We start from the raw sequence: 21,543 nt of genomic DNA, 5'->3' as shown, positions 1-21,543 counted from the left end.
GTCACCCTGCTTTCTTGATCCCGTGCTGGCAGTAACTTGCGAGTGGTGCCTTCGCCTCCTGGTAGTGCTTGGCCAGCGGCCGGCACACGGTGCACGCGCCGGAGAGCTGGCAGCCGGAGCATCCACCGGTGCGAAGCATGAGGCGGTCGGCGATGGCGCCGAGCCGGGCGAGGCCGTCGATCCCCTCGGTGGGGAGGCTGATTTGGTCGTCACGGCCGATCTTGCAGATGGACACCAGCCCGTGTGGGTCCGTGTGGAAGAAGGTGTGTCCGGCGTTGCAGCCGCCGAACGGCTTGCGCATCCGCAGGTGCTCCTTGGACTGCGCGGTCAGCGACTCCGCCCCGCCGTAGATCGTCGGAGTCATGTTGGTGAAGACGTTGTACTCCAGCCCCCAGCCTTCACACAGGTCGATCATCGCCTGTTCCTCGGTGGCGTTGTCCTCAGTGACGATGATGCTCATCCGCAGCGGCAGCTTGGCCCGGCGGCCGGCATTCATGCCCTGGATGAACAGGTCCCAGGCGCCCTGCCGCTGGGTCAGCTCGTCGTAGCTGGCCTTGGTCGCCCCGTACATCGACACCGTGACCCGGTAGGGCGGGCACTCGCGGAACATCTCCAGCAGGTTCTCCCGCCACAGCAACGAGGCGTTGGTGGAGACGGTGATCATCATGCCCAGCTCGAACGCGCGGCGATACGAGGGCATGAAGTCCCGGTCCACGGTGGGCTCGCCCCCGGTGATCTGGAGCCAGAGGACGCCGGCCTCGGCCATGATGCCCACGCAAGTGAGCTTGTCCGCGAGCGGCATGCCCGAGTTGACCTTGAGCCCGAGATAGCAGTGCTTGCACTTGTAGTTGCAGCCGAGGTTGATCTCCCAACTGGCCCGCGAATAGCCCCAGGCGGAGGGCTGGCGGACCAGCAGGAAGTCACTTGCAGGACGACCGGTCACGTCCAGGTCGACCCACTGGGCGCGCACGGCATCCGCGAGCCACGATGGGGCGGTCTCGGCGGTACCCAGGGCGCGCAGATCCTCGTATTTGGCCTGTGGGAGCCGGAGACCACCCCGGCCGCCGGGGCGCACCAAGAGGTATTCGTCCAGGAACGGGCCGGCGATCAGGTCATACACGTGTTCCCTCCTTCGCTGAGCGGTATTCGGTAGCTGTGATGCCGTGCTGGCCCACCTGCCGCAGTGCATTTGGTGGGGTCAACCGATCTCGGCCCAAACCCATTTGCCGAATGGGGCTTCGTCGACGCCCCAGCGGTTGGCGATGCTGTCGACGAGGCCCATGCCGCGCCCGGACGTCTCGGTGACCCCGGTCCTGATGACCACGGGCAGGGTGCGTGACGAATCGCGGACCGCCAGTCGGAGCCGGCCACCGTCCAGGCCGAGTGCCACACACAGCCGGGTGCAACCGGTATGCCGGGCTGCGTTGCCGACCAGTTCCGAGACGATCAGCCGAGCTTCCTCCAGTAGATCGAGACGGCCCCAATCGGTCAGCTTCTCCTGGACCAGGTGCCGGGCACTCCTCGCCGACTCGGGGGCGCAGGGCATGTGCCGCATGCAGCGGTGGCGCTGCGTGGCGGGCACGTCAAGTGCGGTGGCCACCAAGGCGGTGTCGGCATGGGTCGGGCCGTGCTTTGTGCGCAGCAGCGTCATCCTGGTCGTCACGGCGGCCTCCGGTAGTCAGGGGCCGCCCGGCGCTCTTCCATGGAGCCGAGGGGATCGGTGATTCCTCGCGCCGGGCGGCTGTTAGTTATTGAACGGCGCGGGCATGCCGTAGGAGAGGGGCCACGAAGGGGTGCATTTTCCAGCAGGGGGCCGCCAACGGGGCCAGAATTGATGCTCCGTCAGCTTCGATCGAGAGGCCACTTGTGAGCGGTGTCAGCCCGGACGGGATCGGCCGACTGCTGCGGGAGATCCGCGAGGCGCATCCGAGGAAGACACGCGCCGAGCAGGCAGAGTTAGTCGCCGCCGCAAGTGGCGAGTGGTGCGACTGGGAGACCATCAAGCGGTGGGAAACGGAGAAGCGAATTCCGCAGAAACCCTCGTACCAGGGGATCGCCGACGCCTACGGTCTGACCGTGGGCCAGGTGGCCGAGGCCGCCGCCGCCTCCCGGCGGTACCGGAGTGAGCGCAGCACGAAGGGCAACAGCGTGGACAGGCGGAAGTTCATCGGAGCAGGGATAGGAGCAGCCACCGGCCTCGTCGCGCTGCCCGGCATCGCACAGGCCCACGAGGGGATCACCGCAGCGCTCAGGCCATCCGGAGAGGGCGATCTCGCCTACCTGGAGTCGGCGTTCGAGCGGCACCGGGGCGGCTACCGTGGCCGGGCACCGGAGGCGGTGCTGGCCGAGATGATGGGTGATCTCGATCTGCTGGGTGAGGTGCTGAACCGCCCTCACCCGGCGCGTACCCGTGCGGACCTCGCCCGGACGGCGGCAGGCATCGCGGGTTTGGTGGCGATCGTCCAGCACGATCGCGGTGACCAGCGCGACGCCTACCGCTGGTTCGCCACCGCCGAGCAGGCCGCGCGGGAGTCCGGTGATCAGCGGATGATCGCGTGGGTGCTGGCCCGGCACGCCATGGTCCCGCTCAACTACGGCGCTCCTGGCGCGGCCGCTCGGATCGCCGAGCAGGCCCGGCGGGAGGCGGGGAGCGGCCCGACGGCGGCCGGAGCACTCGCTGCGGCCGTCACCGCGCGGGCTCTGGCGGCCTCCGGCGACCTCGAAGGGGCCCGGCAGGCGGTGGACGACACGCGGAATCTGGCAGAGCTCCTGGATGGCGCCGAGGCGGCCGACACCTGGTTCGGCTACCCCGAGCAGAAGCACCACGTGCACCTGTCGCAGGCGTACACGCTGCTGGGCGACACGGGCAGCGCCTACCAGGCGCAGGAGGACGCCCTGACGCTCACGGACTCTCCGTCGGTAATGGCGCGCGCCCTGCTGGCAGTGGACACCGCCGCGTGCATGCGCGTCGACGGCGACCCGACCGGTGCGGCCGAGATGGCGTCCGGGGTGTGGGAGCGGCTGCCGGCCGCCTACCGTGAGGGCCTGATCCGATCCCGCACCGAGACGCTGCATCGCCAGCTCACCGGTCGGCCGTACGCGCTGCTCGGGGAGGCGCTGGCCAGCTAGCTACAACGAGGTCACCGGGGGCTCTTGGACGGCCGCTTCGGCCGTTCTCGCCGCCACACGATCGCCACCGCACACCCGGCAACAGGCTGCAATAGGCACGAAGAGTCAGCAAGCGGTTACAGATCTTCGAGGCATGAAAAGGCCCCTGATCTGCGAAGTTGCAGATCAGGGGCCTTCCCTCAGCCAGGCGACGGAAGAGTCGGCCTGTACGCCGGGTTCTGTCTCCCGGGTTGCTCGCGCGGCCCGGGGAGGCGGCCATCCATCTAGGACTGCCGTTGCCGACAGCCTCGTGCGGTCTACCCGCGAACTCGGGCGAGCAGCCCTCAGTCGTCCGCGCACGGTGCCCGAGGGCACCGATCTTGACCTTGCTCCAGGTGGGGTTTACCTAGCCGGCCGGGTCACCCCGGTCGCTGGTGGTCTCTTACACCACCGTTTCACCCTTACCCACGCGCCGTAGCGGTGGGCGGTCTGCTTTCTGTGGCACTGTCCCGCGGGTCACCCCGGGTGGGCGTTACCCACCACCCTGCTCTGTGGAGCCCGGACGTTCCTCGGCGGGTCAGGGACCCGTCGCGACCGCCCGGCCGACTCTTCCGCCGTAGTGGTCATCGTAGCCGCTCGGGCGGGGCCTCCCGTACACCGGACCGGGCCGCGGGCTGCTCGGCGCCGAGGCGGGCGGCCACCCGGGCGGCGGTGCCGGTGGCCCAGGCGGTGGTGGTGAGCAGCCCGAGGGCGAGGATCACCGCGCCCAGGCCGACCAGGATCCACCAGCCGGCGTGGCTGGCCGGGGCGAAGCCGGTGGCCAGCGGGCCGACCACGGCCGAGGTGACGACCGTACCGATCACCGCCACACCCAGCGACTGGCCGACCTGCCGGCTGGTCGAGGCGACCGCCGCGGCCACGCCCGCCTGGGCGCGCGGCATGCCGGAGACCGCCGCGTTGGTGATCGGCGGGTTCACCATGCCGAAGCCGAAGCCGAACAGCGCGTACGCGACCAGCAGCAGCGCCGACGGCGAGTCGGCGGACAGTCGGGTGAGCAGCAGGCCGCTCGCGGCGAGGCAGAGCCCGGCCACGGCCAGCGGCAGGCGCGGACCCCGGCTGCTGACGATCCGTCCGGACAGCGGCGCGCAGACCAGCATCATCCCGGCCATCGGCAGCGTCCACAGGCCCGCCTCGACCGGGGCGTAGTGCCGGACGTCCTGCAGGTAGAGGGTGTTGAGGAAGAGGAAGCCGCCGAGCGCGGCGAAGGCGCAGACCGCGGTGACGGTGGCACCGGTGAACGGGGCGCTGGCGAAGAACCGCGGGTCCACCAGCGGCTCGGCCACCCGCCGCTCCCAGAGCGGGAAGGCGACCAGCGCGGCCACCGCCGCGGCGGCCAGGGCGAGGATCAGCGGGGAGGTCCAGCCGTTGCCCGGGCCCTCGATGATCGCGGCGGTGCCGCAGCCCAGAAGGACGATCATCAGCGACTGCCCCACCGGGTCCAGCCGACGCGGCCTCGGCGCGCGCGACTCGGGGACGTAGCGGGCGGTCAGCAGTATGGCGGCGAGCGCCACCGGGACGTTGATCAGGAAGATCGAGGGCCAGCCCGCGCCGTCCACCAGGAAGCCGCCGAGCAGTGGCCCGAGCGCCATCGAGATGCCGACCACGCCGCCCCAGACACCGATCGCCCGGGCCCGCTCCTTCGGGTCGGTGAAGGTGTTGGTGATGATCGACATCGCCACCGGATTGAGCATCGAGCCGCCCACCGCCTGCACCGCCCGGAACACCACCAGCCACTCCAGGCCGGGCGCCAGGCTGCACAGCAGCGAGCCGAGCGCGAAGCAGGTCAGCCCGATCTGGAACACCCGGCGGCGGCCGAAGCGGTCGGCCACCGAACCGAACAGCATCAGCAGCGAGGCCAGCACCAGGGTGTAGGCGTCGATGATCCACTGCAGCCCGGAGGCCGGGGCGTCCAGGTCCTTCTGGATCGCCGGCAGGGCGATGTTCACCACGGTGTTGTCCAGGCCAACGATGAACAGGCTCATGCAGCAGATCGCGAGGACGAGCAGACGGCGGCGTCGGCCGGATTCGGGGGCGGCGAGTGAGGCGGCATGGGACACGGACCGATCCTCCCACCCCCGGGGCGGGCGCGGGGGCACGAATCGGGCCTTCCGGGTGGCGGGCTCCGCGGTCGGCGGACCGCGGCCGTGCAGGGGGTGGCCGCTCAGACGGCGGCGAAGCGGACCGTCCGGGTGGCCGGGTCGGCCTTGGTCAGGCGGACGTCGATCACCCGGCCGAGCGGGAGCGGCCGCCCGGCGGCGGTGTCGTCCGCGGTGCCGTCGGCGTGGTCGGCTCCGCCTGGTCCGCCCGCGCCGTCGGCTGGGCCGGCGCGGTCACAGCGGGCCCGGACGGCGGGCTCGCGCAGCTGGACGGTGCCGGAGCCGGGGCGCTTCCCGTCCACCTCGATGACCACCGCGGAGAAGTCCTCGCCCTCCCGGCCGACCAGCAGCTCCGCCTCCACCAGATCCACGCAGGCCCGTTCCACCTCGGCCGCCCGGCGGTCTCCGCTCGCCATCAGCGCCGGTACGGCCGGCAGCGCCTCCCGCGCCCAGTCCGGCACGTCCTCCCCCGCCGCCACCGCCGCGCACACCTCCTGCGCGAAGCGGTCGCCGAGCCGGCGCAGCGGCGCGGTGCAGTGCGCGTACGGGGCGGCCAGCGCGGCGTGGCCGGGCTCGGCGGGGGCGGGCAGGCCGCGGGACTCGTCGAAGGCGTGGTAGCCGGCGCCGCGCAGCAGCCCGGTGCAGGCGTTGAGGAAGGCGGCGTTCAGCGGCACTTCCGGATCCAGCGAGCGGATCAGCGCCGGGTACGGGAGCGTCTGCGGCCAGTCCACGTCCAGCGCGGCGGCGATCCGGCGCAACCGCTCGTACGCGGCGGCGGGCGCGGCCGGCAGGGTGCGCAGCAGGCCGACGCCGGCGTCCAGCATCAGTTCGGCCGCGGCCATACCGGTGAGCAGCGAGATCTGCGCGTTCCAGCCGTCGGCGGGGCTCGGCGCGCGGTAGCCGAGGACGTAGCCGTGCAGGGTCTCCTCGACCTCCTGCTCGGGCACCGGCAGGCTGATCCCGCCCCGGACGCGCTCCTGCTCCTCGCGCAGTCGGCCGACGGTGGCGAGCAGGGCGAGCTGCTCGTCGGCGCCGCCGAGGTCCACGGCGCGCTGGACGGCGGCGTAGTCCAGGCGGCGGTGCGAGCGGACCACGGCGCGGCGGACGTCCGCCAGGACCACGGCGCCGTCGGCGTCCAGGTCCAACTGCCAGAGCAGGGCGGGACGCGGCTCGCCGGGCAGCAGGCTGGCGGCGTCCTCGGAGATCCGGGCGGGGTGCAGCGGGACGCGGTGGTCCGGGAAGTACAACGTCTCGGCCCGGCGCCGGGCCTCCGCGTCGATCGCCCCGCCGGGGCGGACGAAGGCGGCGACGTCGGCGATCGCGTAGTGCACCCGGTAGCCGCCGCCCGGACGGTGGCTGAGGTGCATCGCCTGGTCGAGGTCCCGGGAGCCCGGCGGGTCGACGGTGAACAGCGGCAGCTCGGTGGCGTCGTACTCCGGCAGCCAGGGCCGCTCGGCCGCCTCCTCCGCCTCGGCGAGCACCGCCTCCGGCCACTCGGTGTGGATCTCCAGGTGGGTGCGGAGCTCGGTCAGCTCGGTGTTGATCCGGGCGGAGTCGGCGGCCTTGACGCGCAGTTTTCGGCGAGGCATGGACGCCAGGGTAGAGCGAGATCAGGGGATTCCGGACGGAGGCTCAGCGAGCCCTCAGCGCCCGAGCAGGGACTTCAGGTCCTTGGCGGCCAGAGCGACCGCGTCGTCGTAGCCGCCGGTGGCCAGCCGCAGCATGAAGGCCACGGCGTCGTCCGGGTGCGGATCGGTGTACGGCTCGGCGTTGTAGTCCAGGAACAGCGGCCGCCCGCGAGGCGGCGGGTCGCCGGCGGGACGGAAGGGGCCGCGTCGCCGTGTTCGGTCGCCGTGTTCGGGCGGGTGCGTGGGCGGTCGGAGCGGGTCCGGCGGTTGACCGTGCGGTTCTGCTCGCCCCTCTGCGTGGCGTCGGGGGCCGGAGCGGCCGCAGTAGGGTGGCGGGGTTCGTCCGCCACAAACTGTTGAGGAGTCCGCTGTGCTGGTGCTGTTGCCGCCCTCGGAGGGCAAGGCCGGGTCCGGGGACGGCGAGCCGGTCGCGCTCGACCGGCTGTCGCTGCCGGGGCTGACGGCGGCGCGCGGCGCGGTGCTGGACGCGCTGGTCGGCCTCTGCCGGGGTGACGAGGACACCGCCGCCGAGGTGCTGGGCCTCACCCCCGGCCTGCGCGGCGAGATCGCCAAGAACGCGGGCCTGCCGACGGCGGGGGCCCGTCCGGCGGCCGAGGTGTACACCGGGGTGCTGTTCGACAGCCTGGGCCTGGCCACCCTGGACGCCGCCGCGTACGACCGGGCCGAGCGTTCGCTGCTGGTGTTCTCCGGGCTGTGGGGCGCGGTGCGGATCTCGGACCGGATCCCGTCCTACCGCTGCTCGATGGGCGTGAAACTCCCCGGCCTGGGGGCGCTCGGCGCGTACTGGCGGGGCGCGATGGCCCCGGTACTGCCGGAGGTGGCGGACGGGCTGGTGCTGGACCTGCGCAGTTCCGCGTACGCGGCGGCCTGGAAGCCGGCCGGCGAGGTGGCCGCCCGGACCGCGACCGTCCGGGTCCTGCAGGAGCGGGGCGGCAAGCGCACGGTGGTCAGCCACTTCAACAAGGCGACCAAGGGCCGGCTGGTGCGGGACCTGCTGGTCGCCGGGGCCGAGCCGAAGACGCCGGGCGAGCTGATGGACGCGCTGCTGGGGCTGGGCCACTGGGTCGAGCCGGCGGCGGAGGGCACGGCGCGCAAGCCGTGGCAGCTGGACGTGGTGGTCACGGACGTGCACTGAGCGCGTGGGCGGGCCCGGGGGCCCGCCCACCCACCGACGTCAGCGCAGGTGCGAGGTGTCGTTGAGCAGCCGCAGCGAGGCGTTGCCGTCGGCGTAGTACTGGACGGCGCAGATCGAGGCGGCGGACAGCTCCATCCGGTACATCGAGTCCGGCGGGGCGCCGAGCGCCAGCCGGACCAGGGTCTTGATCGGGCTGACGTGCGAGACCACCAGCACGGTCTTCCCCGCGTACCGGGCGAGGATCTTGTCCCGGGCGACGCCGGCCCGGTGGGTGAGCGTGGTGAAGCTCTCGCCGCTGCCGGTCGGCTTGGCCTTGGCGGAGCCGAGCCAGGCCGACAGGTCGTCCGGGTACCGCTCCTGGACCTCCGCGAAGGTCAGGCCCTCCCAGTCACCGAAGTCGACCTCGCGCAGCCCGTCCTCGAACCGGACCTCCAGGCCGAGCCGGGCGGCGACGGTCTCGGCGGTCTGCCGGGTGCGGCGCATCGGGGAGGCGACGACCGCCTGGATGCTGCCGCGTGCGGCCAGCGCCTCGGCGGCCCGTTCGGCCTGCCAGCGGCCCTTGTCGGAGAGCTCCGGGTCGGTGCCGCCGCTGCCGGAGAAGCGCTTCTCCGGGGTGAGCGGGGTCTCGCCGTGGCGCAGCAGGACGAAGGTGGTGGGGGTGCCGAGGTCGGCGGGGGCGGCCCAGCCGGTCTTCGGGGCGGGGGTCTCCAGCGGCGGCTCGTCGGCGACCATGGCCTTGGCCTTCGGCTCCCACCGGCGGCCCGCCTGGCCGGCGTCCATGGCCTCGTTGGCCAGCCGGTCGGCGTCCTTGTTCCGCTCGCGCGGGATCCAGGTGTAGGTGACCCGGCCGCGCGGGAAGACCGTGCGCGCCTCGGCGGCGAGCGGCCGCATGTCGGGGTGCTTGATCTTCCAGCGCCCGGACATCTGCTCGACGACCAGCTTGGAGTCCATCCGGACGTCCACCGAGGCGTCCGGGTCGAGCTCGCGGGCCGCCTTGAGGCCGGCGATCAGGCCCCGGTACTCGGCCACGTTGTTGGTGGCGTGGCCGATGAACTCGGCGGCTTCCGCGACGAGCTGCCCGGTGTCGCCGTCCCGGACCACCGCGCCGTAACCGGCCGGCCCCGGGTTGCCCCGGGACCCGCCGTCGGCCTCGACGATGAAGCGCGCCGTCACCGGCTCAGACGCCCGAGTCGGCGGTGCGGACCAGGATCCGCGAGCAGTTCTCGCAGCGGACGACCTTGTCGGCCGGCTCGGCCTTGATGGCGTTCAGCTCGGTGATCGAGAACTCGGTGCGGCAGCCCTCGCAGCGGCGCTGGTAGAGGCGGGCCGCACCGACGCCGCCCTGGGTCTCGCGCAGCTTGGTGTAGACCTTCAGCAGGTCGGCGGGGATGACGGCGGCCACGGTCTCGCGGTCGCGCCTGACCTTCTCGGCCTCGCCGTCGATCTCGGCGAAGGCGGCGTCGCGGCGGCCCTCGGCCTCGGTGAGGACGACGGTGGAGTGCTCCAGGCGGGCGCTCAGCTCCTCGACCCGGGCCTTGGCGGTCTCCTGGCGCTCCATGATCTCCAGCACGACGTCCTCCAGGTCGCCCTGGCGCTTGGCCAGCGAGCCGATCTCGTGCTGGAGGTTCTCCAGGTCCTTCGGCGAGGTGATCGCGCCGGAGTCCAGGCGCTGCTGGTTGCGGGCGGCGCGGGAGCGGACCTGCTCGACGTCCTGCTCGGCCTTGGCCAGCTCGCGGGCGGTGTCGCCCTTCTGGGCCTCGGCGGCGACGACGAGGTCCTTGAGGGCGGTGTGGTCGGCGGTGGCCTTCTCGATCTCGGCGTGCTCCGGCAGGCTCCGGCGCCGGTGGGCCAGCTGGTCGAGCTTCGAGTCCATGGCCTGGAGGTCGAGCAGGCGGATCTGGTCGGCGGGCGCGGCGTTCAAGCGGAAAGCTCCTGTGAATCGGGTCAGGCGGTGAAGGACATGGGGGCGTGCGCGGTCCACGGGTCGGTGACCCGGTGGGAGACCTTGGTCTCCACGGCCCAGCCGCGCTTGTCGGCGGCGCCCCGCAGGGCGCGCTCGGCCAGCGCGAGCCAGGGCCACTCGGTGGCCCAGTGGGCGGCGTCGATCAGCGCGACGGGCGCGGCCTCGGCGGCCTCGGACGCCGGGTGGTGGCGCAGGTCGGCGGTCACATAGGCGTCCACGCCGGCCGCCCGTACGTCGGCGAAGAGGCTGTCGCCCGAGCCGCCGCACACCGCGACCCGGCTGACCAGCCGGTTCGGGTCGCCGGAGACACGGACCCCGGCGGCGGTGGCGGGCAGGCCCGCGGCGACCTGCGCGGCGAAGGCGGACAGGGTCAGCGGGGGCTCCAGCAGGCCGATCCGGCCGGTGCCGCGACGGCCCAGCGGGTCGGTCGGGTCCGGCACCAGCGGGCCGGTGACCCGCAGGCCGACCGCCTCGGCGAGCGCGTCCGAGACGCCGGGGTCGGCGTGGTCGGCGTTGGTGTGGGCGACGTGCAGCGCGATGCCGTTGGTGATCAGCGTGTGCACCACCCGGCCCTTGAAGGTGGTGGCGGCGACACTGGTGGTGCCGCGCAGGTAGAGGGGGTGGTGGGTGACGACGAGGTCGGCGCCCCACTCCACGGCCTCGTCGACGACCGCCTGGACGGGGTCGACGGCGAACAGCACGCGGCTGACCTCGGCCTGAGGGTCTCCGCAGACCAGGCCGACGGCGTCCCAGGACTCCGCCCACTGCGGAGGGTAGACCTCTTCGAGCGCGGTGATGACGTCGGACAGTTTCGGCACCTGTCGAGACTACCGTGCGCGCGGGGGCGGTCGGGCCTCGGCCGTTCGGGGGTGGCGTCCTCGGGTGTCCGGGCGTAGGCGCCCGGGGTGTCCGGACGCGGGTGCCTTGGGCGTACGGATGCGCGTCAACCTGCGGCGCAGGCCTCGGAGCGCCCCGCGCGGGCCGCGCGCTCCCGTGCGCCCGGCACCCGTTACTCACAGCAGGGTTCTCGTACGAATTCGAAACCGGTCCTGGATCACCCTTACGAGTGAAGTGACCGGCTCTGCGTTGAGCCGCCGGTTTTCTCGAAACTAACTTCAGTCCTGCGAACGGGAGTTGCCCCGGCAGTAGCCCCGACCGGTGGGCCGGAGGTCCGGGCGAGGACTCCCGCGCCGGAGCGGCGCTCCCGATCCTTCCGGGGAAACCGATCAGGCCGTGCCGCCGCGCCCTGGTGCCGAGCGGTGGCACCCGGACACGGCGGTCGAGACGAAGGGATGTGGTGGCGAATGGGGGCGGGCACATCGCTGCGTACGGCCGGGGGGCGGGGGTCGGCAGGGCACGGGCCGGGTGCGGCCGGTTCGTGGCCGGAGACGACGCGGGCGACGCTGGCCGGTGCCGGAGGCCGGGGAGGCGACGGCGGCTGGGACGTCACCGTCGGCGGCTTCTGGTGCACGGCCAGGCCGTCCGCGTCATCGCCCCTACCGGAGCAGGGCTGGAAGCTCCACGTCAGCGCGGCGTCGGTGGTGGGCGGGGAGGTGCTCGCGGCGGTGGTGCGGGTGCTCGCCGCCGACCCGTGCGACTTCAAGTTCGCCGCCGGGGAGGAGCGTCTTCGCGAGCTCAACTCCCGTAACAGCGACCGTGGTTCGGCGGGCAAGTTCATCACCGTCTACCCGGCGGACGATGCGCAGTTCCAGCGACTGGCGGCCGAGCTGGACCGGGTCACGGCCGGGCTGCCGGGGCCTGTGGTGCTGTCGGACCGGCCGTACCGGCCGGGCAGCCGGGTGCACTACCGGTACGGCGCGTTCGCGTCGCGGGCGGAGCTGGGCAACGACGGGGAGTACCGGTCCGTGCTGCGCGGGCCCGGCGGGGAGCGGGCCGAGGACGTGCGCGGGGGGTCGTACCGGGCGCCGGGGTGGGTGCGGGACCCGTTCTCCTCTCCCGCTGTCGGGCGGCGCAAGGGCGGGGTGCTGCTGGCGGGGCGGTACGCGGTGACCGCCGCCGTACGGCACGGCGCGAAGGGGGGCGTGTTCCTCGGGCGGGAGGCGGCCAGCGGCGCGGAGGTCGTGGTCAAGCAGGCCCGCGCGTACATCGAGGTCGACCGCGCCGGGACGGACGCCCGCGACGCGCTGCGGCACGAGGCCGTACTGCTCGCCCGCCTGGACGGGCAGGAGCTGGCGCCGCGCGCCGTCGAACTGATCGAGCAGGACGACTCCGTCTTCCTGGTGCAGGAACGAATCGCCGGACAGCCGTTGGGCGCCTGGGTCGCCGCCCGGCTGCGCCGCGACGGCAGCCCGGACGTGGACTGGGCCGAGGCCGAGCCGGTGGTGCACGGGCTGCTCGACCTGGTCGAGCGGGTGCACGCCCAGGGGCTGGTGCTGCGCGACCTCTCCCCCGGCAATGTGATGGTCCGCCCGGACGGCGGCCTGCGGCTGGTCGACCTCGAACTCGCCGCCGAGACCGGCCACCGGGCCGGCTCGGCCGGCACCCCCGGCTACCGGGCCCCGGAGCAGGGGCGACTGGCCCTGGCCGGCTCCTGCATCGCCGACCCGGCCGTCGACCTGTATGCGCTCGGCGGGCTGTTCTTCCTGCTCGCGACCGGGCACGACCCGCTGCTGCCGGAGGACCTGCCGCAGGCCCGTCCGGTCGCCGAGCGCCTCGGGCGGTGGCTCGCCCTCGCGGCCCGCACGGGTGCGACGGCGCGACGGCTGGCGCCGGTGGTGCTGGGGCTGCGGGCGGAGGAACCGTGCCGGCGGTGGGGGGTGGCGAGGGCTCGGGCGGAGCTGGGCGGCACCGCTTCGGTCGCCGTCAGTCCGCTGTGGCATGCGGCCGCCGCCCGGCAGAGCACGGGCACCGCCGCCCGGCACGGCGACGGCCCGCCGCTCGACCGACTGCTGTGCGACGGCCTGCGGCACCTCGCCGCCACCGCGACGCCCGAGCGGGCCGACCGGCTCTGGCCCGTCGTCCCCGCCGGGGAGCGGACGGACCCGTGCAACGTCCAGCACGGCGCGGCCGGCGTGCTCGCCGTCCTGGCGCGGGCCGTGACGGCCGACGGGCTGCCGGAGGACGTCCGGGCGCAGGCCGCGCGCACGGCCCGTACCGCCGCGAGCTGGATCGAACGGCGCGTCGCGGCCGAACCGGTGGTGCTGCCCGGGTTGCACTTCGGGCGGTCGGGCACGGCGTGGGCGCTGCTGGACGCCGCCCGCGCACTCGGCGACGCCGAGTTGGCCGAGCGGGCCGCCACGCTCGCCCGCCGGGTCGCCGTCGAGTGGCCCAACCCCGACGTGTGCCACGGCGCGGCAGGCGCGGGCTTCGCCCAACTGCGCTTCGCCGCCGAGAACTTCGACGAGGACTTCGACGAGGGCTTCGGCGAGGGCTTCAGCGATGACTTCCTTTCCCGGGCCGCCGGCTGCGCCCGAACCCTGCTCGCCGCCGCGCGGCAGGAGCCGCACGGGACGGTCTGGCCGGTGCCGGCGGACTTCGACTCGGCGCTCGCGGGGATCACCCATCTCGGCTTCGCGCACGGGGTGGCGGGCGTGGGCGCCTTCCTCCTCGCCCTCGCCGAAGCTCTCACCGTCGATGGCCTGCGCGACGGCCCGCTCGCCTCCGGCGCTCTCGCCACCGCCCCTCTCCCCGCCGACGCTCTGGCCGCCGACGCTCTGGCCTCCGACGCTCTGGCCGCCGCCGTCGACGCCGGGCGGACGCTCGCCGCGACCGTACGGTGGGGCTCCGACCGGCGGACCGCCTGGTGGCCGCAGAACGCGGCCGACCCCGAGCACATCCGGCTCTCCCACTGGTGCAGCGGCTCCTCCGGCGCGGGCAGCTTCCTGCTCCGGCTCTGGCGGGCCACCGGCGAGCCCGCCACCCTCGACCTCGCCCGCGCCGCCGGGCGGGCCGTACTGGCCGGCCGCTGGCACAGCGGGGTGAGCGCCTGCCACGGGCTGGCCGGCGACGGCGAGTACCTGCTGGACCTCGCCGAGGCCACCGGCGATCCCGAATTCCACACCGGCGCTGATGAGTTGGGACAGCTGATCGCTTCCCGAGCCGCCCTGCGCGACGGCCTGCTGACGCTCCCCGACGAGACCGGCACCGGCTGCGCCACCGCCTACGGCACCGGCACCGCGGGCCCGCTGGCCTTCCTGCTCCGGCTGCGCCACGGCGGCCCGCGGCTCTGGCTCGATCCGGTCCCGCCCGTGGGACGCCGACTCCCCTCCGGCACAGGCGGGGTGAGCGAGGCATGAACGTGGCCATCCGCACCTCCACCCGGGCCCTGCGGCGCCTCAGCTTCACCTTCGCCGCCGACGGCAGCCACGCGGCCTGCCTCGCCGCGGCCGCCGACAGCGGCTGGTACGTGGAGAGCTGGCGACTTCCCTCGAACGGCGAACCAGCCGCACCGACCGCGCTGCCGCTGTCCGGCAACCGCTCGGAGAACCTGCGCTCACAGCTGGTCGCGCTGCCCGACGGCTCGGCGCTGATCTGCCGGCACGACGGCGAGCGGCACGACCTGGTCCGCCTCTCGCACGGCCCATCCGGATCGTCCGGCGCGTCAGGCCCATTCGGCCCGTCCGGCTTGCCAGGCGAAAACGCCGCCGTGGAACAGCAGCTGGCCTCGCTCCGGATGCCCGGACTGCGCCTGCTGCCGCTCCCGGTGCCGCCCGACGCCGGCCCGCGCACCCCGGTGGCCCTCGCGCTCGGCACGGACACCCGTCCGGCGACCACCGTCTGGCTGGTCCGGGCGGACGGCAGCGAGCCCGAGCAGCTCGCCGAGATCCCCGGCCTGCACGGCGGCGGCGCCTGGCTGGACCACGCGGGCGCGCTGCTCGCGCTGGACCGGGTGGCCGGTGGACTGATCCGCACCGTCGTACTGGACCTGCGCAGCGGGACCACCACCGCGCTGCTGGAGATCGGCGAGCGCAGCAACGACCGGCTGGTGCTGTTCGACCCTGACACCCGCTTCGCGATGGTACGCAGCGACGCGCCCGGCACCGACCGGCTCGGCTGGGGCGTGCTGGGCGGCGGCGAACCGCTGCGGTTCCCGGAATGCCTGCACGTCGCGGGCATGTTCCTGCGACCGGTCGCACTGCGGCAGGCGGCGGACGGCCCCCGGGTAGCCGTACAGATCGACCACGGCGCCGGGTCGGCGCTCGCCCTGTGGCGGCCCGGCGTCGGCCGGCTGGACCCGCTGCCGGTGCCGCCCGGGCGGCTCGGCGCGGTCGGGCACTGGAGCGAGGCGGGGCTGCGGCTCCCCTATTCCTCGCCCGACCACCCGGCGGCACTGGCCACCCTGGACGTGGACGCACTACTGGCGCACGGCCCGGTCCCGGCCGGTTCCAGCCCCATGCCGCTGCCGCTCCAACTCGCGCCGCTGGGTTCGGGGTTGCCCGGCCCGTGGCGGGACACCGTACTGCCCTGGCAGCCCGGCGGGCTGCGCGCCGCCCGCACCCCGCCCGCCGGCTGGCGTCTCGACGGCAGCACGCCGCCCGGCGACGGCGGCCGCTGGCAGCCCGCACAGAGCCTCGAACTCGCGGGCCCGGCAGGCCCGTTGGAGGCGGTGGTGTACGGCGGAGATGCCTGGCTGAGCAGTCCGCACCTGGTGCTGGCGCTGCACGGCGGCCCGGCGGACGCCTGGCGGCTGGAGTTCGACCCGGCGCTGCAACGGATGGCCGCCGAAGGCCTGGCGGTGGTCGCACCCAACCAACGCGGCTCCACCGGCTACGGGGTGCCGCACGCGCTGGCCATCCGGGGCGCCTGGGGCGGACCCGACCTGGACGACGTGCTGTACCTGCTGGACGGCATCGCCGGCCAGCGCGCGGCACTCGGCCTGGAACCGCCCGCGCTGTTCGGCGTCAGCTACGGCGCGTTCCTGGCGCTGCTGGCGGCCGCGCACGCACCGGCCGAGCAGGTCGCCCGCTGCGCGGTGGTCGCGCCGTTCCTGTCCGGCGCCCGACTGCTGGCCGAAGCGGCGCCCCCCGTACGGGCGTTGACCACCCGGCTGGGCGGCGGCGAGCCGATCGCCGACGCCCGCGGCCCGCGCGACGTCCTCCAGCTGGCGCACCGGCTGAGCGCGCCGCTGCTGGTGGTGCACGGCAACCGGGACGAGGTCGTGCCGGTCAGCCAATCCCGGTCACTGCGGCACGAGTTGCTGCGGATCGGCCGGGTCGAGGGCGTGGACTTCCGGTACGTCGAGGCGGCCGGATCCGGGCACGAGGTGCTCGCCGAGGAGGGCGCCGCCGTGCTGCACGAGCTGCTGGCCGCCTTCCTGCGGACCGGCCGGCCGGGCTGACCCCGGCTTCCCACAGACTCCCGGACCCACAGCGGTCCGGGGCACCACCCCCGGTGCGGCGGATGGAGGCCGCCCGGGGGCAACACCCGACGCCCGCAGGCAGATCGCGGCGGGCGTGAACCCAAGGGGAGGACCCGATCATGGAGAACATGGTGGACTTCGAGACCGACCTCGCGGCGCTGCAGGACCTGCCGGAGACCGAGTCCGTCGAGCTGACCGGCCACGGCAGCGGCTGCCAGTACACCTGTCTCATCCTGACCTGCCTGATCTTCACCAACAGCTGAGCCATCGGCTGACCGGGCAGTAGCCCATGGGTGCCGTCCCCGCCCGTCCGGACAGGCGGGGACGGCACCCGTCTTCTTCGGTCCCCTCCGGCTGACTTCCCCTTCCGCTGGCTTCTCCTTCCGCTGGCTTCTCCTTCCGTTGACTTCTTCCGTTGACTTCCCGATTCCCCGACGGGAGCCATGACGTGCCCCGCCTCCCCACCGGATGGACCCTCGCCCTGGGCATCGCCCTGCCGGTCGAGGCCGCCACCACCCTCGCGCTGCCGGCCGTGCTCGCCGGCGCCGTCGACGCCGTCCTCGGCCACCGGTCCGGGCCCGGCGCCTTCGCGCTGCTCGCCGGCACCCTGGGCGCGGCGGCCGCCGCCAACGCCACCGCCGCGGCCGCCGGACCGGCCTGCTCGGCCGAGGCCACCGCCGCCCTGCGCGGACGCGTGGTCCGCCACCTGCTCGCCCTCGGGCCGGGCGGCCGACTGCACGGCGGGCCGCCTCCCGGCGACCTCGCCGCCCGGCTGCTGGGCTCGGCGGGCGACGCGGGCGGCCGGCTGCCCGCCGCCCTCGGCGCCGCCACGGCGCTGCTCACCTCGGTGGGCGCGATCGTCGGGCTCGCGGTGCTGTCTCCGTGGCTGGCACTGGCCTTCTTCGCGGGCGTGGTGCCCGGTGTGCTGCTGATCCGGCTCTCCCTACGCCAGGCCGGGCCGGTCTTCGCCCGCTACCAGGAAGTCCAGGCCGAGATCGTCGCCCGGCTCGGCGGCGCCCTGGCCGGACTGCGCAGCATTCACGCCGCACGCGCCGAACCGCGCGAGGCCGCACGGGTGTTGGCGCCACTACCGGAACTCTCCGCGGCCGGGCACGCGCTCTGGGCGGCGCAGCGGCGCACCGCCTGGCAGGCGACCGCGCTGATCACGCCGGTCGAGGTCGCGGTGCTCACCACCGCCGGCACTCTGCTCGCGGACGGCGCCCTGGCCCCCGGCGCGCTCACCGCGGCGGCGGGCTGGGCGGCGCTGGGCGCGGGACTGTTCGAGCAGGTCGAGGCGCTCGTCGGGGTCGCGCACGCGCGCGCCGGACAGGCCCGGGTGGACGAACTGCTGGCCCTCGCGCCCGCGCCGATCGGTACGGCGGCGCTCCCGGCGGGCGGGCCCGGGGAGGTCTCGCTCCGGGGCGTGGTGGTGCGCGACGGAGACCGGGTGCTGCTCGGGCCGCTCGAGCTCACCGTCCCCGGCGGCCGTACGGTCGCCTTGGTAGGACGCTCCGGCTCCGGCAAGTCGCTGCTGGCCGCCCTGCCCAGACGGCTGCGTGACCCGGACGAGGGCACCGTACTGATCGACGGCGTCCCGGTGGGCGCCCTGTCGGCCGCCGGGCTGCGGCAGGCGGTCGGCTACGCCTTCGCCCGTCCGTCACTGGTCGGCCGTACCATCCGCGACGCGGCGGGGTGGCCTGGTTGGCGGGGTTCGGGGTGGCGACGGGGGTTCGGGCGTACGCGGCGCGGGCCGGGTTCCCCTACCTCGCGGGGGTGGTGGAGCCGCTGCGGGACGCGCTGGTCGAGCGGGTGGTCCGCAGTGCGCTCGCGCGCCCCTCGGCGGATCCGGCCGAGGTCGCCCGGCTCACCGAGCAGGTCGAGTCCGCGCGGCAGTTGACCGCGACCTTGCTCCGCACCCTGCGCGGGGTGGGGGTCACGCTGGTCGCCGCCCTGATCGGGCTGACGCTGCTGGCGCCCGTCGTCCTGCCACTGGTGCTGCTGCCGCTGTCCGCGGCCGGGGTGCTGTTCGTCCGGCTGCTGCGCCCGATGGTGTCCCGGCGGAGGGCGGTCGTGCTGGCGGAGGAGCGGCTCGCCGCCGACGCCGGACGGACCCTTCACGGGCTACGCGATGTACAGGCGACGGGCACCGGGGAGGAGGCCGCCCGGGCGCTGGCCGAGGCCGCGCAGGAGAGCGCGGCCGCCTCCCGAGCGCTGGGCCGGGCCTCGGCCCTGCGTGCGCTCGTCGTGGCGCTCGGCGGACGGCTGCCGGTACCGGCCGTCCTCGCGGCGGCACCGTGGCTGCTCGCGCACGACGCGCTGACCGCGGGCGAGCTGCTCGGCGTCGCCACCTATCTGCTGCAACAACTCGACCCGGCGGTACGGACGTTGGCCGGTACGGTCGGCGGCTGGCTGCTCGACCTCGCTGTCGTGCTGGACCGCCTGGCGACGGTCACGGCCGACGGTGACCCGTCCGGTGCGACGGCGGGCGCGGACGGTCGGCGCGGTGCCGGCCGGGCGCCCGGGACGCAGGCACCGGACGCCAGGGGAACCACAGACCGGGGCGGCCGGCGTGACGTCAGCGAACCGGGCGAGGCACTCGGCACCTGGCCCAGCGCGCAGGCCGCAGGCGCGGAGGGCGCCGTACCCGAAGCCTCACCGCCACCCGTCGGGGAGGTGCGGCTGCACGGCGTTCGGTATGCGCACGGCTTCACCGCCTCCCCCGTCCTCAACGGGCTCGACGCCGTGTTCCGCCCCGGGGAGCACGTCGCCGTCGTGGGGCCGAGCGGGACCGGGAAGTCGACGCTGGCGGCGCTGCTGGCCGGGCTGGTGGTGCCGACGGCGGGGACGGTGGCAGCACCGCCGGCCTCGCTGTTGCCGCAGGAGGCGTATGTGTTTCCGGGGTCGGTGCGGGAGAACCTCGCCTGGCTCGCCCCGGGCAGCAGCGACGCGCGGCTGGCCGAGGCGGTGGAGCGGCTGGGCGCCGGGGAGTTGGTGGCACGTCTGGGCGGGCTGCACGGCACGCTGGGCGATCCGGGTGAACTGTCGACGGGTGAGTGCCAGTTGATCGCACTGGTGCGGACGTACCTGTCGTCCGCGTCGCTGGTGGTGCTGGACGAGGCGACCTGCCATCTGGACGCCGCGGCCGAGGAGCGGGTGGAACGGGCCTTCGCGGCGCGGCACGGGACGCTGGTGGTGATCGCGCACCGGATCAGTTCGGCGTTGCGGGCGGACCGGGTGCTGCTGTTGGACGGTGGTCGGGGCGTGCTCGCCCGGCACGGGGACCTGCAGGTGCTGTCGCCGCTCTACCGGGAGCTGGTCGGGCACTGGCTCGGCGCGGGACTCGCGGCATGATCTCGATAGGATCTCGTCCGTCCCGGCCGTTATGGTGGCCCGGGCACGGGCCGCGATCACCGGCTGTGGGCGCGTACCGAGCGCCCCGATCGGGGACCCGACCGTGCGCCGCAGGCGCCGGACGGGCGCCGATGACCTGCACCCTCGCACGGAAGACGATTCTCATGTCCGACACCCTCACCGACACCACCGGACCCGCGATCAACGGGACCGACGCCGACGAGAAGACGGCCAAGGACACCGCGACGCACGGCCGCCACCGCGGCGCGTCCGCGGCCGACGAAACTCCCGGTTCCGACCCGCACGGCCGCCACCGCGCGGCCGGTGCTCAGGTCTGAGGACAGGCCTCCAGCCTGGGGAGAACCCTCGGGAGACAACGACGAGGGCCCGCCGGGAACACACCCGGCGGGCCCTCGCGCGTCACCGCCGAAACGCCGTCACCCCAGCGAGACCACCGTCCGCAGCGCCTCGCCGCTGCGCATCTGCGCGATCGCCTCGTTCACGTCCGCCAGCCCGACCCGGTGCGTGACCATCCCGTCGAGGTCGATCCGCCCGGCCCGCCAGAGGTCCACGATCAGCCCGATGGTGCGTGCGACCGGCGCCCCGCCGTACAGCGAGGGCAGCACTCGCTTCTCGTTGAAGAACAGCTCGCCCATGGTGAAATGCGCGCGGTCGTCCTGCGCGCCCGCCCCGATGACGACCAGGGCGCCGCCGCGCCGGGCCGCGTCGTAGCCGGCCCGGACGGTGGCGGAGCGGCCGACCGCCTCGAAGACGTAGTCGAAGCCGCCGCCCGGCAGGCCCTTGGCGACGGGCTTCAGCTCCTCGGGCGCGATCGCCTCGGTGGCACCGAAGGCGAGCGCGCGTTCGCGGCGCGAGGCGACCGGGTCGACGACGGTGATCCGGGCGGCGCCGCAGACCCGGGCGCCCTGGACGGTGGCCACTCCGACGCCGCCCGCGCCGATCACGGCGACGGAGGCGCCGGGCTCGACCTTGGCGGTGTTGACCGCGGCGCCGATGCCCGTGGTCACCCCGCAGCCGATCAGCGCGGCCGCCTCGTACGGCAGGTCGGCCGGCACCTTGATCACGGCGTCGGCGGCGACCACGACCTCCTCGGCGAAGGCCCCGGTGCCGTAGAAGCCGGAGGCCTCCGTACCGTCGTGCGCCAACCGGAAGCCGGGGGCGCCGAGCCGGCGCAGGCTGGCGATGCACAGGTGGCCGCGGCCCTGCTCGCAGTGGGCGCAGCGGCCGCAGGGGGCCATCCAGCAGAGCACCACGCGGTCCCCGGGCGCGACGCCGCTGACGCCCTCGCCGACCTCGACGACGTCCCCGGCGCCCTCGTGCCCGGGGACGAACGGCGCGGGCTGCGGCAGGACGCCACTCATCGCGGAGAGGTCGGAGTGGCACAGGCTGGCGGCGCGCATCCGGACCCGTACGGTGCCCGGTCCGAAGCCGACCGTCGTGACGTCCTCGCGGACGTCGAGGGTGTCCTGGCCGGTCTTGTGCAGGACGGCTGCGCGCATGGAGCTGCTCCCGGTGTGCGTGGATCGACGGTCGGGCCGATTCTGGCACGGGCGGCCAGGCTGGACTAGAACGCGTTCCAGAACAGCCGGCCGGCACGCGGACGGAGCCCGGGCGGCCGACCGACGACCCGCCCTCGGCATCGCCCGTCGAGTCGCCCCAGGTGAGCACCCGGCCCCCGCTCCCGCCCGCCGCTACCGTCGAGTAGGGTCCGAGCACGTCCGTCCGCCGTACCGAAGCCGTACCGAACCCGAGGAGTCTCAATGATTGAGTCAAGCCGTCTGCGCGGCCGGATCGGGGGTGAAGACCCGGTTGTCGCGCAGGAGGGCCCACAGGACGCTGAC

General features: G+C 74.5%; 16 protein-coding genes and 1 other RNA gene. 8 read left to right on the top strand and 9 right to left on the bottom strand.

Going from position 1 to position 21,543, the window contains the following annotated elements:
- Position 1: 1 nt before the first annotated feature.
- Both ACZ3UD_RS35105 and ACZ3UD_RS35100 read right to left on the bottom strand, forming a co-directional pair.
- Positions 2-1,120 carry a radical SAM protein gene (locus ACZ3UD_RS35105; protein WP_465597273.1) on the bottom strand — a complete coding sequence of 373 codons (1,119 nt, stop codon included), beginning with the start codon at positions 1,118-1,120 and terminating at the stop codon, positions 2-4.
- A 78-nt stretch (positions 1,121-1,198) separates the two neighbouring features.
- Entirely contained in the window at positions 1,199-1,663 is a 465-nt protein-coding gene (locus ACZ3UD_RS35100) for an ATP-binding protein (RefSeq protein WP_465597270.1), read from the bottom strand.
- Positions 1,664-1,866: 203 nt separating this feature from the next.
- Between ACZ3UD_RS35100 and ACZ3UD_RS35095 the strand changes: the two genes are divergently transcribed.
- Positions 1,867-3,129 carry a transcriptional regulator gene (locus tag ACZ3UD_RS35095; RefSeq protein WP_465597267.1) on the top strand — a complete coding sequence of 421 codons (1,263 nt, stop codon included), beginning with the start codon at positions 1,867-1,869 and terminating at the stop codon, positions 3,127-3,129.
- A gap of 191 nt (positions 3,130-3,320) precedes the next feature.
- Here ACZ3UD_RS35095 and rnpB read toward each other — a convergent pair.
- The 3 genes from rnpB to ACZ3UD_RS35080 form a co-directional block, all read right to left on the bottom strand.
- An RNA gene (rnpB, locus tag ACZ3UD_RS35090) (RNase P RNA component class A) lies at positions 3,321-3,718 on the bottom strand.
- 13 nt (positions 3,719-3,731) lie between these two features.
- Positions 3,732-5,150 carry an MFS transporter gene (locus ACZ3UD_RS35085; RefSeq protein ID WP_465597333.1) on the bottom strand — a complete coding sequence of 473 codons (1,419 nt, stop codon included), beginning with the start codon at positions 5,148-5,150 and terminating at the stop codon, positions 3,732-3,734.
- 179 nt (positions 5,151-5,329) lie between these two features.
- The gene (locus ACZ3UD_RS35080) at positions 5,330-6,853 is read right to left on the bottom strand and encodes an RNB domain-containing ribonuclease (RefSeq protein ID WP_465597264.1); all 1,524 of its coding nucleotides are present in this window, start codon (positions 6,851-6,853) and stop codon (positions 5,330-5,332) included.
- Positions 6,854-7,262: 409 nt separating this feature from the next.
- On the opposite strand from ACZ3UD_RS35080, the gene yaaA reads away from it, so the two are divergent.
- Positions 7,263-8,048: a peroxide stress protein YaaA gene (gene yaaA, locus ACZ3UD_RS35075; protein ID WP_465597261.1), complete on the top strand. Its 786-nt coding sequence runs from the start codon at positions 7,263-7,265 to the stop codon at positions 8,046-8,048.
- A gap of 39 nt (positions 8,049-8,087) precedes the next feature.
- On the opposite strand, the gene ACZ3UD_RS35070 is transcribed toward yaaA, so the two are convergent.
- From ACZ3UD_RS35070 to ACZ3UD_RS35060, 3 genes are read right to left on the bottom strand one after another with little or no spacing between them, the layout of a single operon-like run.
- Complete coding sequence (locus ACZ3UD_RS35070; RefSeq protein ID WP_465597258.1) at positions 8,088-9,221, bottom strand: bifunctional RNase H/acid phosphatase; 1,134 nt, start codon at positions 9,219-9,221, stop codon at positions 8,088-8,090.
- 4 nt (positions 9,222-9,225) lie between these two features.
- Complete coding sequence (locus ACZ3UD_RS35065) at positions 9,226-9,969, bottom strand: zinc ribbon domain-containing protein (RefSeq protein WP_465597255.1); 744 nt, start codon at positions 9,967-9,969, stop codon at positions 9,226-9,228.
- 23 nt (positions 9,970-9,992) lie between these two features.
- On the bottom strand, positions 9,993-10,829 hold the full coding sequence (locus ACZ3UD_RS35060; RefSeq protein WP_465597252.1) for a Nif3-like dinuclear metal center hexameric protein: 837 nt from the start codon (positions 10,827-10,829) through the stop codon (positions 9,993-9,995).
- 486 nt (positions 10,830-11,315) lie between these two features.
- On the opposite strand from ACZ3UD_RS35060, the gene lanL reads away from it, so the two are divergent.
- The 6 genes from lanL (at position 11,316) to ACZ3UD_RS35030 (ending at position 20,019) form a co-directional block, all read left to right on the top strand.
- Positions 11,316-14,267, top strand: a complete 2,952-nt coding sequence (gene lanL, locus ACZ3UD_RS35055) for a class IV lanthionine synthetase LanL (protein WP_465597249.1) — start codon at positions 11,316-11,318, stop codon at positions 14,265-14,267.
- Positions 14,264-16,309: an alpha/beta hydrolase family protein gene (locus ACZ3UD_RS35050; RefSeq protein ID WP_465597246.1), complete on the top strand. Its 2,046-nt coding sequence runs from the start codon at positions 14,264-14,266 to the stop codon at positions 16,307-16,309. The genes lanL and ACZ3UD_RS35050 overlap by 4 nt, the downstream gene beginning before the upstream one ends.
- A gap of 140 nt (positions 16,310-16,449) precedes the next feature.
- On the top strand, positions 16,450-16,593 hold the full coding sequence (locus ACZ3UD_RS35045) for a VenA family class IV lanthipeptide (protein ID WP_157882160.1): 144 nt from the start codon (positions 16,450-16,452) through the stop codon (positions 16,591-16,593).
- A gap of 185 nt (positions 16,594-16,778) precedes the next feature.
- Positions 16,779-18,227, top strand: a complete 1,449-nt coding sequence (locus ACZ3UD_RS35040; protein WP_465597243.1) for an ATP-binding cassette domain-containing protein — start codon at positions 16,779-16,781, stop codon at positions 18,225-18,227.
- A gap of 149 nt (positions 18,228-18,376) precedes the next feature.
- Positions 18,377-19,681 (top strand): ATP-binding cassette domain-containing protein, encoded by a 1,305-nt coding sequence (locus tag ACZ3UD_RS35035; protein ID WP_465597330.1) that lies wholly within the window; start codon positions 18,377-18,379, stop codon positions 19,679-19,681.
- 164 nt (positions 19,682-19,845) lie between these two features.
- Complete coding sequence (locus tag ACZ3UD_RS35030) at positions 19,846-20,019, top strand: hypothetical protein (protein WP_465597240.1); 174 nt, start codon at positions 19,846-19,848, stop codon at positions 20,017-20,019.
- A gap of 99 nt (positions 20,020-20,118) precedes the next feature.
- On the opposite strand, the gene ACZ3UD_RS35025 is transcribed toward ACZ3UD_RS35030, so the two are convergent.
- A complete protein-coding gene (locus ACZ3UD_RS35025) occupies positions 20,119-21,201 on the bottom strand; it encodes a Zn-dependent alcohol dehydrogenase (protein WP_465597237.1) in 1,083 nt (360 codons plus the stop codon).
- Between the last annotated feature and the right edge of the window lie 342 nt (positions 21,202-21,543).

Source organism: Kitasatospora sp. NPDC023118 (genome assembly GCF_055560875.1).
The sequence above is the reverse complement of the archived record's forward strand: the minus strand, read 5'-3'. Positions and strand labels throughout refer to the sequence as shown.